Consider the following 15,250-nt stretch of genomic DNA (forward strand, 5'->3'; position numbering starts at 1 on the left):
TTTGTAATACTAAAAAGAATGAGCGATGCTTACAACAAGGTTAACAACATCCGAAGAAAAAAAATTGACAGAATATTGCTTACAACATGGGCTTTCTAAATCTCAGGTTGTGAAAGAAGCCCTTGCCCAATACTTGACTAAAAATTCAGATGTCTCTGCCTATGAATCTGGTCAAGATTTATTTGGTTCGGCATCAAGCAATGATACTGATCGCTCTACAACTTATAAAGAACGCTTAAAAAAGATGCTGAATGAAAAACATTCTCATTGATGCAGGCCCGCTTATCGCACTTTTCGATAGAGGCGATAAATATCATCTAAAGGCTATTTCATTTCTAAAATCACTGGACAGGGGTCTCCTTACTACCTGGCCAGTGATTACGGAGACTTCTCATATGTTGAATTTTAGTACGAAAGCACAAGCCAATTTTCTTGAATGGATAGAAAGAGGTGGCCTGAAAATATTTGAAATGGAGCATGAGCATGTCAATCGACTTACTGAATTGACCAAAAAATATGATGATGTTCCGATGGATTTGGCTGATGCAAGTTTGATATTAGTATCAGAAGTTAAGGGCATTCATCAAATTGCAAGTATAGATTCAGACTTTTATATCTATCGAGATATTAGAAATAAATACCTAGATAATATTTTCCTCTAAACATATTCCAAACTTATTTTCAACAAAATCACAAATCCAACTCTTCCATTGGATTCCAAAAAACCTTTTTAAAATCTTGAATCTGATCTTTCTTAACTGTTATCCCTTCCCCTTCCAAGGAATTTTGCATAGCATCTGGAGTTTCAAAATGCATTTTACCACTTAGTAAACCATTTCGATTAACTACTCTATGAGCCGGAATATCTTCCATTGAATGTGAAGCATTCATTGCATAACCCACTACTCTAGCACTTTTTGCGGCCCCAAGGTATTTAGCAATTGCACCATAGGAAGTTACCCTTCCTTTTGGGATTAATCGGACAACTTGATACACCTGGTCGAAAAAATCATTCTTTTCTTTCATAAAATATGCAGACTGCTTTAACTTTTCTATTTTTGAAACTTGTTGAAACGAAACTTTTGATCTAAAAATCATTTTTTAACTCTAGTTAAAATGTTAGTGCAGGAGTCTCAAAAATTAAGTAGGTCATAGAATGACAAAATTACTCTATATTTTCTTAATCCCATGGTCTTTGTTTGCTTATGCCAGTCAGGCACAAGCTTATGCTAATTTTCCGCTAGATAGCACTTTGGAAGTATTTTCAAAAAAAGGTAAGAAAGGGGTGAAAAATCAAACAGGCAGTATCTTACTGGATCCAAAGTATCAGGACTTTGGTTGGTCTGATGGAAAAAAAAGAAATAGTACTGAGATCATCGGTTATCGACAAAATGACTTATGGGGTCTGATGGCAAATGATTTTGAGGAGGTATCAAAACCAAAATACAATTCCATTGTGCCTTTTGGAAAAGAATTGTTGATCATTTCCGAAAAGAGTAAATATTCAAAAGTACTATTTTACGGTCTGATAAGGTCAAATGGGAAAACTAAAATTAAATCTAAGTATAGAAATCTTAATCCGGCAGGCGATTTTCTCATAACCGCTACAAAAAAAGAACAAGAGATATACTTCGGAATTATCAATTCCAACGATAAGTCTATTGTACCTTCTGAATATTTTCATATTAGTTACTTGGGATATAACAACTTCTCATTAACCCACGAAAATGGGGATAGGGAATTAATAAAATTGACTCCCAAACCAGAAAGCATTTTAAAGAATATAGATAGTGTTTCCACTTTCCGGGATGGGGTTGCTATTGTATTCAAAAACGGAAAACAAGGGTTGATTCGTCAAGATGGAAAAATTTTGCTGCCTGTAGAATACAAAAAGATTGAATGGAATAATGGCAAACATATCTATGTTACACAATTAGATGAGTGGACCGTCCATGACACTAATGGGAAAGAAATAAATACACATAGAGCAGATTCAGTCTTTTATCTTAATGACAGTTTAATTGTCAAAAACACCTCCTCCTTTGCGCAGGTCTATAACACTCAAAGCGAAAAAGATCTTCAGGGATTTCGAGCTGATATTAAAGATGTTTTCGGTGAAAATTACATTCTCCAAACGCCAACTCAAACGTTCATTGCAAAAGACAGCAACCAACTGATTAGTCAGAAATTCACAGGAGATGTTCACTGGAATAAAAAATTCTTTGTGGCAAAAGAAAAGACTTTTAAGGGATTTGAAAACATAATCATTAATAGAAACGGCAAATCAATTGTAGCTCAATCATACAATTTTTCGGAAGAAATAATCGAATTAAAAATCAAATCTTTCTGGGGGATTTTCAATGAAGATCTAAACGAAATCATTCCACCTATGTATGAATCCATCAAGAAAAATGGCGAACATTTCATTGTAAATTTCAAAGGACAATTCGGAGTAATAGATCAAGAAAATGAATGGGTGATTCCTCCCCTATATTTGTCAATTGAAGCTATTGATGACTCCAACTATAAAATGGTGGACAAATACTTAAGAGAGTATATTTCTGATGGGATAGATAGAAAAGAGGCTAAATTATACTATGACTTTTACGGTCAATTTGGAGTGGAACAAAATGTAAGCAACCAATTTAGATTAATTGATCAGACAGGCTCTGCCAAAACAGGCTTTCGGTCTGGTAGGTATAATGGCCATGGCGAAAATGGAATTCTTTTCAAGAATCAAAAACAACATATTCTTATAAATCAAGAAGGTAAAGAACTATTTAAAATTAATAATTATGACACCATTGTTTTTTCTAATGATGAATATTTAGCGATACAACGGAATGGTCAGTGGGGCTTTATCAATCAAGATGGAATTTTGAGGATTGCTAATCGATATGATACGGTTCGGCCATTTTTTAATGAACGCTCGGCAATTAAAATCAGGAATTCCTGGGGATTTATCAATCGACAAGAAGATTTGGTAATTCAACCCTATTTTTCAGAAGTCTCAGATTTCGAAAACAATACAGCTTTTGTAAAAATAAATAATAAATATGGTGTAATTGATTCTACTGGACAGTTCATTATTGAGGCAGAATATGATGAAATCCTTAAGGAAAAAGGGTTCTATTTATTACGCAAAGCTACTAAATGGGGTGTTGCAAAGACTAATGGAAAGATTATTACTTATCCTACCTATGATAGTATTAGAGTTGGAGAAAATTTTCTTACTGTCGAGAAATACGCTTCGTACAGAATAGTAACTGCAGGAGGAATTAATCTCATTAATAATCAATTCGACAAAATTTATTTTGATCAGCAGCAGAAAGTTTTTCTTGCAAAAAAAACTGCTAAAAGAGAACAAGTTTTTCTCACAGATATATTAAGTGGGAAATATCCATAAATAAACCCATCCCCTATCATTTTCAAAGAAATTGACTTCGAACTACTAAAACCTCCTCCTTAAAAAAAATATTCATCTCCATTTTTTTCGATAAGATGTGATTTTTAGCGTATATTTAAGTTGTTTTTAGGGACGAAACAAAATAATTTTAATTCCTTAGTGGTTTTTATGGGTTACAAATTAGAACATACTGCTGAAATATCTTCCGAACTTCCAGGTGAACTTCTTTTAAAAATCATGACCGTAAGTTCCTTGGTGGAGGCCAATGGTGTACCTATAAAAGCATTGAACAATATGCTAAACTTTATCACCCACGAGTTTGGTGCTGATGAACATTGGGTAGTTGAAGAAAGCAAAAAGGACAACTGTCTTAAATGGGATTTGGAAAATCCTCTAATAAAAGAAAGCATCCCATTTAATCATGAACTGAAGGACAATAGCCAGCATCCTTTTTTTACAGTAGAAATTAAGAAGCCCTTCCTTCTTTTTAAGCATCATTTGATTTTCCCCATTGAGCTTAATAATAAAAAAATATATGTTGGATTTTCATCACAGCAAAAATTTGACTTAACGACTCAAGACCAAAAGTTCTTTGATGTTATTTCGGAACGGCTGAAGGAGTTGATCCTCTTAATTAACAATGAACGGAAAGAAAAATCAAAAACTCAACGTTTAGAAACTATTCTAGATAGACTACCTCAAGCTATTGTATTTACAGAAAATAAGAATGGCGATACATGGCTCAATAATGAGGCATTGGAAATCTTTGGTTTAAAGAAAAATGAAAAAACTATTCCTTCCGAACTTTTTACTGAAAAATTAGCGGAGCTAAAAGTTAAAGTCACCAACAAGGAAGAAGTTGAAATGGTAGGTAATAATTTAATAAGTTTAAATGCTCTGCCGTCTAGCTTTGGTGAAGATTGGATATGGAAATTTGAAAATTCTGTATTAAAGGTAATTCGTAAAAATGCCTACATAGGTGGAAAAGAAGGCGAATTATGGGTTTTTGACAATGTAAGTGAATTATATTTTGCCAATGAGCGATTGAATTCACTATTCAGAAAACTTAATGTGGCCTATAATGAAATTAATGCCAACCTTACTGAATTTCAAAGTAAATCAACTAGCAAAAGCATAACTGATTTAGAAGCCGAAGAATCCCGGATCATACAGCAATATGATGATAATGATATCTTAGGTAAAGTTACCCACGATCTAAGAACCCCTTTTGCCAAAGTTTACACCATCGTGCAGTTGCTATTGAGCGATAATCAAGAAAATTTGAGCGACCAACAGGTTGAAAGAATTAATCTAATCAAGCAAGTGGTTGCAGATGGTTTACAAATTGTAAAAGGCTTTTTGGATACTGGAAATATGGTATTGGATGATAACAAATTCAATCCTGAGCTTATTGATATCCAAGAATTTGTAGATAATAGCTTAATGCCATATGAACTTTTATCTGCCAAAAAGAATATAATTTTTATTACTCAAGTATTGGACAAAAATCTCCAAATTGACGTAGATCGAACTTACTTGCGAAGAATTATCGATAATCTGGTGTCTAACGCCATAAAATTCTCTCCTGATGAAACTCAGATCAACTACACGATTCATAAAGTAGAGGATGAAATTATATTTTCTGTAAAAGACCAAGGCCCTGGACTTACAGATGATGACAAAAGTCGATTATTTAAAAAATACCAACAACTCTCTGCTAAGCCAATTGGAACCGATGAATCTACCGGTTTAGGTCTTTACATCGTGAAAACTATGGTAGATAAAATGGGTGGAAGAATTTGGGTAGAAAGCGAAAAAGGAAAAGGTGCTGATTTCAGAGTAGCATTAAAAGCAAGTAATTAAGCTCCTGTCAAAGAAATTAACACTCCCTTCTATATTTATCCAAAAGTGTTTTACTTTAGAGCTAAATCTTAAACCCATAATCTCTATTTTAAGTTAAATCATCATGAAATATTTATCCCTATTAGCTTCTGTATTATTGTTAGCTTGTTCACCTCAGCAAGAAAAAATCGAACTATCAGGTGGATGGATTGGCGAAATAAGCATGCAAGGCAAAACAATGCCTTTTGAAATGAAAATTCAGGAAGAGCAGGAAGGAGACATCACTGCGACTATTATTAATGGTGAGGAGAAAATAATATTAGATGAAATCGCAAGGAATAACGATTCACTTCATATCCCATTACACATTTTTGACATCACATTAGATTTAAAAATTGGAAATAATGTATTAGCAGGAAGTTATACAAAGCATTACGAAACAGATTATGTGTTACCAATCACATTTCACAAGGGGGAAAATAGGTTCATAAGAAACTCGCAAAAGAAACCCGCAGATTTTAGCGGAAAATGGGAGGTGACTTTTATAGAACCTAAAGAACAGGACACTACAGAAGCTGTGGGGATTTTTGAACAAAATGGACAAGATATTAAAGGCACTTTCCTGACTCCACTGGGAGATTATCGCTATCTAGTTGGATTTGCAGACGGTAATCAAATGAAACTAAGCACTTTTGACGGCAATCATGCTTTTCTCTTTGAAGCACAACTGGAAAATGATAATACGCTTACAGGAGATTTCTATTCAGGAAAGGATTGGTATGAAAGCTGGACCGCCTTTAGAAATGACGATGCCGAATTACCAAATCCAGATTCCTTAACCTACTTGAAAAAAGGTTATGATAATATTTATTTCAGCTTCCCAAATTTAGAAAAAGAAAAAGTGAGCATAAATGATGAAAAATATCAGGATAAAGTAGTGATAGTGCAAATATTCGGCACATGGTGCCCAAATTGTATGGATGAAACCAAATTTCTCACTAAATGGTATGATGAAAATAAAGACAGAGGAGTTGAGATTATTGGATTGGCTTATGAAGCCAAAGATGATTTCGAATATGCCAAAAGCAGGGTAGAAAAAATGATTAATAAATATGAGGTAAAGTACGATTTCCTTATAGCAGGAACCAACGATAAAGAAGAGGCCTCCAAAACTTTGCCAATGCTTAATCAAGTAATTTCATTCCCGACCATGATCATCCTTAATAAAGACGGAGAATTAGTGAATATCCACACTGGATTCAATGGACCTGGAACGGGAAAATACTACGATGATTTTGTTGCTAATTTCAACGCTAAAATGGATAGTTTGCTACACCAATAATGAAAGTTTTTCACAAATACATGGTCATTGTTGTTGCTCTGTTAGCATATGCAAGTGCGGTTTCTGCTCAGGAAATAGGTGAAAAGCATGAGAATGAGGAGCAGATAAAACAAGAAGAATTTCCAAAACTTGCTTTAGAATTAATTAAACCAATTCTCGAAAAGGGAAAAAGGACTAGATTTTTCAAAGAGTATGAGAAAGACACTTACTTTTTTGAAGTGAAAACTATCTACAAAAAAGAGAAAATCAGTATAAAGTTTTATAAAGATGGCAACCTCTTGGATATAGAAATCTTGAAAGATTTCAAGGATTTACCTGAAGAGATCCAAACCGGAATTAAGCAATATTTTCAATCCAACTACAAAAACTACAAGTTTAACAGAATCCAAATCCAATATAATAGAGAAGAAGAATATGAAGATGGGCAGCTGGAAATTGACGATGACGAGGAGTATGTAGAAGAATTCCTAGAAATGGATTTAGAAGATTTAATCATCAAATACGAAATTGAAGCGGAAGTTGTCATCGAAAAAAATGAGCGAGGCTTTTTTGAGTTTCTTTTTGATGCGGAAGGAAATATAGAGGGAATCAAAAAAATCATTAAAAGGGCTGATGACAACGTACTTTACTAATTTTCTCTTAGTGTCTTTCCTTTTTATATCCCTTTTGGGAAAAGCTCAAAACAAACCTTCTCTTCGGTGGGAACCCGGTATTTCGATGACCAAAAAAATTGATTCCAGATGGAGCTATAATTTGTCGCTCTCTGGCAGACAGCGATTTACAAATTATGGAGAAGGTGAAAAAAACATAAAAACGGATCGCTGGGAAATAAAATCCTTTGGTACCTATACCTTACTGGGAGGTAAAAAAATAAGCTTGGGTTATATGTATAGGACCGTTGATCCATTCGAACAAGAAAGTGGATGGGAACACAGAATAACACAACAATTTGCCTTTATCACCAATTTTGGTGGGTACAGGTTGGGAAACAAATTCAGAATAGAACAAAGAATCCGGTCTAGTAATTATTTGACTAGACTTAGATATGCTATTAGCAATGATTTTCCTCTGCAAGGAGAAAGCCTTGACCCAAAAGAATTTTACTTGATCAGTGGAAACGAACTAGTTTATGCATTTAACAGAAGAGGAACTGAATTGGAAAACAGATTTTCTCTGGGAATCGGTAGACTGATTCAAGGAGGACAAAAAATTCAATTTTCCGTTGCGAGTCGTTATAGTGACTTAGTAAGTGATAATCGAGACCATATCATTCAATTCGAAAGCGTTTATTACTTTAGTTTATAATATAATAATGCCCCTGTGGAAAACTTTCCCTCATGTCTTCTTGTTTGACCTTTTAAAGCTGTAATTTTGCAGTATCCTCAGGGTGTTAAACAAATTTTGGTGAACCTAACAAGTATGACAATACCGGGTGAAGCAAACCTGTAAAGCCAGGCCTCATCCCGACTTCGGTCGGGACCTCGTTTCCCGTAAGGGATTCAGGATAACAGTGGAAGGCTGATCGGGCAAGCAGCCCAAATCCTGTAATAATCGGGGTTCACGCAATTTCTTTGATGCTCTGAGGTTTTTTTGTTCTAATGTAGGGTGAAGGATGTTGGATGTTTGAAATTCAACGACTATTCAACCACATTTCTATTTATTTCAACTTATCTCTACTTTGTTTCCTTTTCATAGTCCGTTGCAGTCCTTAGATACTGACCAAATTTCGAGCTATTGCATTCATCAGCAGATCAGCACATCAGCACATCAGCACATCAGCACATCAGCAAATTAATAAATCATTAAATCCCCCACTCATCAAAGATGAAGTTCATTCCGCAACAATTTTCTTACTTTTTGCTTTAGCAATTCATATATTCAAAAAAAAACATTCCAAACTATGAAAAAATATATATTTACTTTGACCTTGGTCGGACTTTCTTACTTGGGCTTTAGTCAAGTCCCACAGGAAATAGATGTGCGACAATATGATATAGTAGAAGCAGTGTCTGCGGATAGAATTGAAAGTGATATCAGAACTCTAGCAGGTTTTGGTACTAGAAATACTTTTTCGGATACAGTTTCCAACACCAGGGGAATTGGCGCTGCCAGGCGCTGGATCAAAGCTGAATTCGACAAAATCTCCGAAGAATGTGGTGGGTGCTTGGAAGTCTTTTACCAAAAAGATTTTGTAACAAAAGAAGGTAATGGAAGAGTGCCGAAAGACGCTTGGGTAGTAAATGTAGTCGCAATTCAAAAAGGGACTGATTATCCAAACAATCATGTTTTAATGTCAGGAGATATTGATTCCCGCGCTAGCAATACGATGGATTATGAAACAGATGCACCAGGCGCCAATGATAATGCTTCCGGTATGGCGGGCACTATTGAAGCCGCCCGAGTGCTATCTAAATACAAATTCAAAAACAGTATCGTTTATGTAGGCCTTTCGGGTGAAGAGCAAGGCTTATTTGGTGGAGCTGGATTAGCAGAATATGCCAAAAAGAATGAATGGAACATCATTGGTATATTAAACAATGATATGATAGGCAATATTGAAGGTGTAGATGGTGTTATCGACAATAGAACTTTCAGGATATTTTCTGAACCTGTACCTCCTACTGAAACGGACAGAGAGAGAACAATGCGCAGATATTATGGCGGGGAAGTGGACGGAATATCCAGACAATTAGCTAGATACGTTCATAATCAAGTGAAAACCTACATGCCAGAAATGAACCCAATGATGATATACAGATTGGATAGATTTGGAAGAGGTGGACACCACAGACCTTTCAATGACTTAGGCTTTGCAGGAATCCGAATAATGGAAGCACATGAGAATTACAACCGACAGCATCAGGATATAAGAGTCGAAGATGGTATTGCATATGGTGATGTGGTTGAAGGAGTAAATTTTGATTACGCCAAAAAGCTAACTGCTGTCAATGCCATTTCACTTGCTGGTTTAGCTTGGGCACCACCTGCTCCAAAAAATGTGGGGATAGGAGGAGTGGTAGAACCTTCTGCAAAATTGGCTTGGGACAAGTCAGATGATGAAAATATACTAGGTTACAAAATCTATTGGAGATTGACCACCTCTCCAACTTGGGATAATTTCAGATATGTTGGAAAAGTTAATGAGCATACTTTAGAAGGTATTGTAATTGACAATTATTATTTCGGAGTGGCGGCAGTAGATAAAAATGGAAATGAATCGGTAGTGGTATTTCCAGAAAGAGTAATTAGGTAAATAGTTTAATTTATGAATTTTTAGAAAGGCTTGCTAAATCAGCAAGCCTTTTTTATGCAACTGCAAATATTAATCGATGAAAATATGTAATTTATCTTAATTAATTACATTAGTCAACATTCTGATTATTAGTTCGTTTGATTATCATCACCAAAAAATTTAGATGATGAGAAAATCAATTTTTACTCTAGGAATTCTATTCATATTAATCTCGCCTGCCTTAAACGCGCAAGTTAACAACTATAATGTGATGAATATTGTGGACTTCCATAGTATCAGCGTGAATTCAGCTTATACCGTTTATGTGAAACAGTCCAACAAAGAGGAAGTGAGAGTAGAAGCTGAAAAAGAGATTTATGATTTAACTGAAATCACTGTACAAGAAGGAGTATTACATATAAATATTAAAAGAGACGATTCCAAATCAAGTAAAAGTATATGGCAGAAAATTGATAATATAAAATTGATGCCCACCTTAAAAGTTTATGTTTCGATTAAAGACGTACAAAGCTTGTCGGTAAATGGCAATGGAAAACTCATAACTGAAAATTCAATCGCATCTGACAAGCTCTCCCTTTTAGTCGCAGGAACTGGTAGTATGGAAGTAGATATAAAAAGCAAAAGCATAGACGCTAAATTAACAGGACCAGGGAGTTTAACTATTAAAGGATATGCTGATAATATGGACATAGAGAACAGTGGCGCAGGAAGCATTGAAGCTTATGACTTTGAGGTGCAAAATTCAAATGCGAGACTATATGGTTTAGGATCAATGAAAATTAATGTATCGAATAAATTGGATGCTAAAATTTACGGAAGCGGTAATTTGTTGGTAAAAGGAGCTACCAAAGAAATCGTCAAAAAAGAATATGGCTCAGGTTTGGTAGAAAGAAAAAATTAATTCGTTTTGCAGAATACAGCCTTAAAATTTGAAATGTAACCATATACGCTTCAATGCTGTATAATATAAGACAGAAGTTTTTATTTTAATCCTTTAAAACAAAGTAAAATGTCAACGATAAAAGATAGAACGCTTAAAGAACTAGAAAATAAAGTGCACGATTTAGAGAACTTTATTGCGAAAAAAGGAATTGGCTCTAGTTATTTATCCAGAGCCGAGAAAATTCAAAGAAATTTCAATATCGGACTTTTCGTAGGTGGAGTCGCCTTAGTTGGTGGAGTAGTAGCCTATACGCTATTGAAATCTGATGATGAATAGATAAATTATAATTGAAAAGAAAGGGAGCTTGTTGAAAATAATCAACAAGCTTTTTTTATAACATCTCAATAAGATTCTATAATTAAACAGTCCCTAACTATGCCTAAGCTGTCCCATCCATTTAAACACCCCTTTTTTATGAAGAGAATATTTTAAAATATAGAATATCTAGACTAAATTTACTTAAAATTGGTAAATGGACAGAATAGATATTTTAGGCGATGAATACGATCGTTACAAATTATTTACGAAGGATCTACTAGATGAAACTGACGATGCCGAGCTGCAAGAAATAGTAAAGGAAGCAGCGAAAGAATTAAACACGCCTATGGGATTAGTGAGCCTAATCCTAGAACAAATTCAATTCTTCAAAGCTCAGACTGGCTTACCAGAAATTCTAGAAACTTCCAGAGGAACACATAGAGACGCATCTTTTTGTCAATTTGTAGTCCGTGATGAAGAAATATTCGAGGTGACTAATGCTGCTGAAGACCAAAGAATACCTCAACATGTTGTTAAAGAGTTTAATATCCAATCGTACCTAGGAGTTCCTATAAAAATAGATAATGTCGTTATTGGTTCGCTCTGCGTGCTGGATACCAAGACTAGGAACTTCACTCAGAAGGAACGTCAGATGCTTTACAAATTATCTGAAAAAGTTAATCAACGACTTGAGACCCTCACTAAAAGTAGGAAACAAACTAAGCTCGATCTTACTTACCGAACATTAAATCCTGCTTTTAGCGAAATATCGGATTCGATAAGACCAATTCAAAAACTGATTGATTCAGGTCATTCTAACGTAGCTACAATACGGTCTTTTCTAAACATCGCTAATCAATTCATATCGATTAAGAGCCAAAATTCAGAAACAATCAAAATGTCATTAGAAGCCGCTATTGAGGCTAATGAGCTAATAGAAGATAGAATTCTTAACATTGAAATGAACGTACTGAATAGTATTGACAGTTTAGACGCACTAAAAAATCTACTTTCCAATTTTTCAGAATCAGAAATCACAAAAATTTTAATTTCTGCTCAGGACTTAACTCGTAATGCAACAAAAGCCGTAGGCGGATTCCCTATGCCAGATATAGACGATGAAGTCATCATTCAAGCGAAAGCTGATCTAGCTATTGCTCTAATTTCAAATTGTTTATTGATAGTGTCAGCAGAGCTTAAAGAAGTAAACTCTACTGCCGGAATTCAGCTACATGTGAACCAGAAAAATGAATTTATTGATTTAGAGTTCACATCAACAGACTTAACTAAAGAAGCGGCACATAAACTTTTTAATCAGCTTAATTTACTAATAGGCACAAGTCAACGTTCAATTGTATTAAAAGAAAAAAGTAATGGAATTACTATCAGCTTGAAAATAGTCAAAAGCAGCACCTGATACTTTTCTTGAGACAGGGAAAAACGACCTCCATTTTCTCTTTTCAACCAATCCCAAAAATAGTTAACCAAATAAGGCTCAAAATTAACTACATCTCTTCTCGATAAAACCATAAAACCTATAAAGAAATTAGTAAACTATAATAATTGATTGCACTGATGGCAATCAATTTTAGTGATTTTACCCAATAGGACGAAGAGGCAGATAACCCTAAAAAACAGCTAAAGCCGGAATGAACTATTGAATCCGATGCAAAGAAGGCGGTTTTGATGCTCAATTAATTAAAAATTTCAAAATCTCATACCATATTAATCCTAAGCAGACTATTTCATGGGACGTTGACAACACATTATTTCAAAAACACTTATGTAATTTCAAGCGAGCTTCCTTTTAATCAAAAAATAGCTGCATATTTCGATATACAATCATTACATTTAAACTGATCAACTAAACTTATGAAAAATCTATTTATAGCGGTATCCATCACCTTATTATGTTCATGCCAAACGCAAACTAAAGAACAGCAACCCATTACTGAACAAGAAATTCAGATTGCGAAAGACCTCATTCAAGGATCATTCGATGATTTGTGGGCAGGAGTAGATTCAACTAAGATTAGTAACTACCATACCGATGATTTCATTATTTTAGAACAGGGCGAAATATGGGATAATGATAGAATAAAAGAATATATGCGGAAGCAGTTGGCTCGGACTGAAAGACCCAAGCGAACAAATCGAATGGAATATATTGCGATAGACAAATACGGTGAGTCAATTCAAATCGCATACTATAACTTCGCTGAATTTACTCAAGCCGATACTTTAGTGGGTGAAGCTAAATGGCTAGAAAGCGCACTGGCCGTTTCAACAAAAGAAGGCTGGAAATTAAAAATGATGCATTCCACCTGGGCTGGTGATTGATACTTCAACTTCATTTTAAAGATCGACCTACTAATTCCAAAGATAAAATCTTGTGAAAAGCCATTTATTCAGATAATTCAATATTTTTATAAGTGATTTAAGTTTTAGATAAAAAAGATATGAAAAAGGAACAATCTAGAAGAGAATTTATTGTAAAAGGGATTAAATCTGCAGTTGTTATTCCCTTTTTATTTACGGGTTTAAATGCTTGCAATAATAGTTCTAAAGAGAAAAGAACTGATTCAACTTCCGAAACAAAAGCAAAGTCTTTAAAAATTCTGATTCTCGGTGGCACAAGTTTTTTAGGTCCGCATCAAATTTCATACGCGATGAAAAGAGGACATTCCATATCTACATTTACAAGAGGGAAAACAAAACCAACAGTTCATCAAGATTTATTTGATCATGTTGAGCAGCTTATAGGTGACAGAAAAGATGATTTAACTGCTTTGCACAATCGTAAATGGGATGTAGTAATTGACAACTCAGGACATGATGCAGAATGGACAAGAAAATCAGCAGAGTTGTTAAAAGAAAATTGCGATTTATATGTTTATACCTCGTCAACAGGAGTTTACTATCCTTATATAGATAGCGATTATAAAGAAGGTGCAAAAGTATTGCTAGAAGAACCGGAAGTCATTACAGATGAGGAAGAGAAAATAGAGTATTGGTATGGCGTAATGAAAGCAAACTCTGAACTAGAAGCGATAAAACAGTTTGGAAAAGATAAATCTTTAATAGTTAGGCCAACTTATATGATAGGTCCAGCAGATAAATCAAACAGATTTATACATTGGACTATTAGGTTAAGCCAAGGAGGAGAGGTTTTAGTGCCCGGAAAAGAAAAGGACCTAGTTCAATATATTGACGTTAGAGATGTAGCGGAGTGGATGATTCGCTTGATAGAAGATAAAAAGAATGGAACGTACAATGCGGTAGGGCCAAAAGAGAAGCAGACTATGTATTCTTTTGTTGAAGAAGCAAAGGAAGCATTCCCTGCAAAAACCACCTTGGTTAAAATAGATGATTATGAATTTCTGAGAGAGCACAATATCTCTGACCTAGTTCCTTGGATCATGCCTACAGGAAAAAATGCAGGATCGGCAAAAGTAAATAATGAGAAAGCAATCGCAAACGGTTTATCGTTTAGACCACTTGCAAAAACGGTGAAGGATACTTATGACTGGTGGAATTCCGAAACAGTGTCTCAAGCGCAACGAGATAAAGTTGAGCTGGATCCAAAATCCGTATTAGTAAGAGAACGTACTATTCTTACCGCTTGGCAAAAGTTGACAGCTACAACATAAGGCAACTTAAATCCTTAGGAAACTAGTGGGATAAGGATGTAAGATTAGCTAGGATTCTCTTGAGAAATAAAATATGCCTTAAAAACAGCTTTCAAACATATTTAGAAGGTCTTCTTACAGAGTCGATCATGTAGAAACCCTGAAATCAAAAGGTTTTTACATATTTTGAGGTTTTAGATTCTATTTATAGAAATTAAACATCAAATTATATTTTGTAGTTTCTGTTTTTTCTTTTGGCTACTATATAACAAGACTAAAAACTAGCTAAAGCTGGAGATTTAACCACAGAAGAATCAAAAGAAAACAAAAGAACAGCCAAAGGCTGTTTAACCCTGGCTCATATCCTGTAACACAGGACCATTTTGTTATCTTCTTTGAAGTTCAGTTCAATAGACTGCGGTTACTTGATCAAAAAGAAAGAAATAATCAAGACAAAAATAAGCTTCAACCCACATCCTCGTCTGGCTTGTCTGCACAAGCAGGCACGCATTCCTGCCTGCCAGCAGGCAGGTTTGTCCTCCTACCCACACTCACAGATCAAAATTTTATTTGGATC

General features: G+C 34.8%; 14 protein-coding genes. 13 read left to right on the forward strand and 1 reads right to left on the reverse strand.

All coding sequences use genetic code 11. The annotated features are described in order from the left end of the window. The first annotated feature begins 25 nt into the window (after positions 1-25). The gene (locus Q3Y49_RS02750) at positions 26-271 is read left to right on the forward strand and encodes a hypothetical protein (RefSeq protein WP_303270706.1); all 246 of its coding nucleotides are present in this window, start codon (positions 26-28) and stop codon (positions 269-271) included. Further along, entirely contained in the window at positions 252-662 is a 411-nt protein-coding gene (locus Q3Y49_RS02755) for a type II toxin-antitoxin system VapC family toxin (RefSeq protein WP_303270707.1), read from the forward strand. The genes Q3Y49_RS02750 and Q3Y49_RS02755 overlap by 20 nt, the downstream gene beginning before the upstream one ends. 28 nt (positions 663-690) lie before the next feature. Here the strand turns inward: Q3Y49_RS02755 and Q3Y49_RS02760 are convergent, their stop codons facing one another. Next, positions 691-1,026 carry an MGMT family protein gene (locus tag Q3Y49_RS02760; protein WP_303272089.1) on the reverse strand — a complete coding sequence of 112 codons (336 nt, stop codon included), beginning with the start codon at positions 1,024-1,026 and terminating at the stop codon, positions 691-693. A gap of 130 nt (positions 1,027-1,156) precedes the next feature. On the opposite strand from Q3Y49_RS02760, the gene Q3Y49_RS02765 reads away from it, so the two are divergent. The 11 genes from Q3Y49_RS02765 to Q3Y49_RS02815 all read left to right on the forward strand — a co-directional run bounded on the left by Q3Y49_RS02765 (position 1,157) and on the right by Q3Y49_RS02815 (position 14,694). Continuing rightward, on the forward strand, positions 1,157-3,406 hold the full coding sequence (locus Q3Y49_RS02765) for a WG repeat-containing protein (RefSeq protein ID WP_303270708.1): 2,250 nt from the start codon (positions 1,157-1,159) through the stop codon (positions 3,404-3,406). 168 nt (positions 3,407-3,574) lie between these two features. Then, on the forward strand, positions 3,575-5,269 hold the full coding sequence (locus tag Q3Y49_RS02770; protein ID WP_303270709.1) for a sensor histidine kinase: 1,695 nt from the start codon (positions 3,575-3,577) through the stop codon (positions 5,267-5,269). A 103-nt stretch (positions 5,270-5,372) separates the two neighbouring features. Further along, the gene (locus tag Q3Y49_RS02775; RefSeq protein ID WP_303270710.1) at positions 5,373-6,590 is read left to right on the forward strand and encodes a TlpA disulfide reductase family protein; all 1,218 of its coding nucleotides are present in this window, start codon (positions 5,373-5,375) and stop codon (positions 6,588-6,590) included. Next, positions 6,590-7,222: a hypothetical protein gene (locus Q3Y49_RS02780; protein ID WP_303270711.1), complete on the forward strand. Its 633-nt coding sequence runs from the start codon at positions 6,590-6,592 to the stop codon at positions 7,220-7,222. The genes Q3Y49_RS02775 and Q3Y49_RS02780 overlap by 1 nt, the downstream gene beginning before the upstream one ends. A gap of 85 nt (positions 7,223-7,307) precedes the next feature. Continuing rightward, a complete protein-coding gene (locus tag Q3Y49_RS02785) occupies positions 7,308-7,895 on the forward strand; it encodes a DUF2490 domain-containing protein (RefSeq protein WP_303270712.1) in 588 nt (195 codons plus the stop codon). Between the two features lie 595 nt (positions 7,896-8,490). After that, a complete protein-coding gene (locus tag Q3Y49_RS02790) occupies positions 8,491-9,843 on the forward strand; it encodes a M28 family peptidase (protein ID WP_303270713.1) in 1,353 nt (450 codons plus the stop codon). Positions 9,844-10,006: 163 nt separating this feature from the next. Beyond that, a complete protein-coding gene (locus Q3Y49_RS02795; RefSeq protein WP_303270714.1) occupies positions 10,007-10,744 on the forward strand; it encodes a head GIN domain-containing protein in 738 nt (245 codons plus the stop codon). 108 nt (positions 10,745-10,852) lie between these two features. After that, positions 10,853-11,062 carry a hypothetical protein gene (locus tag Q3Y49_RS02800; RefSeq protein WP_303270715.1) on the forward strand — a complete coding sequence of 70 codons (210 nt, stop codon included), beginning with the start codon at positions 10,853-10,855 and terminating at the stop codon, positions 11,060-11,062. A 196-nt stretch (positions 11,063-11,258) separates the two neighbouring features. After that, positions 11,259-12,461: a GAF domain-containing protein gene (locus tag Q3Y49_RS02805; protein WP_303270716.1), complete on the forward strand. Its 1,203-nt coding sequence runs from the start codon at positions 11,259-11,261 to the stop codon at positions 12,459-12,461. 455 nt (positions 12,462-12,916) lie between these two features. Then, positions 12,917-13,384 (forward strand): DUF4440 domain-containing protein, encoded by a 468-nt coding sequence (locus tag Q3Y49_RS02810; RefSeq protein WP_303270717.1) that lies wholly within the window; start codon positions 12,917-12,919, stop codon positions 13,382-13,384. 119 nt (positions 13,385-13,503) lie between these two features. Beyond that, positions 13,504-14,694, forward strand: a complete 1,191-nt coding sequence (locus Q3Y49_RS02815; RefSeq protein WP_303270718.1) for an NAD-dependent epimerase/dehydratase family protein — start codon at positions 13,504-13,506, stop codon at positions 14,692-14,694. Positions 14,695-15,250: the final 556 nt, after the last annotated feature.

It is taken from the genome of Marivirga harenae, assembly GCF_030534335.1.
GTDB classification, from domain to species: Bacteria; Bacteroidota; Bacteroidia; order Cytophagales; family Cyclobacteriaceae; genus Marivirga; species Marivirga harenae.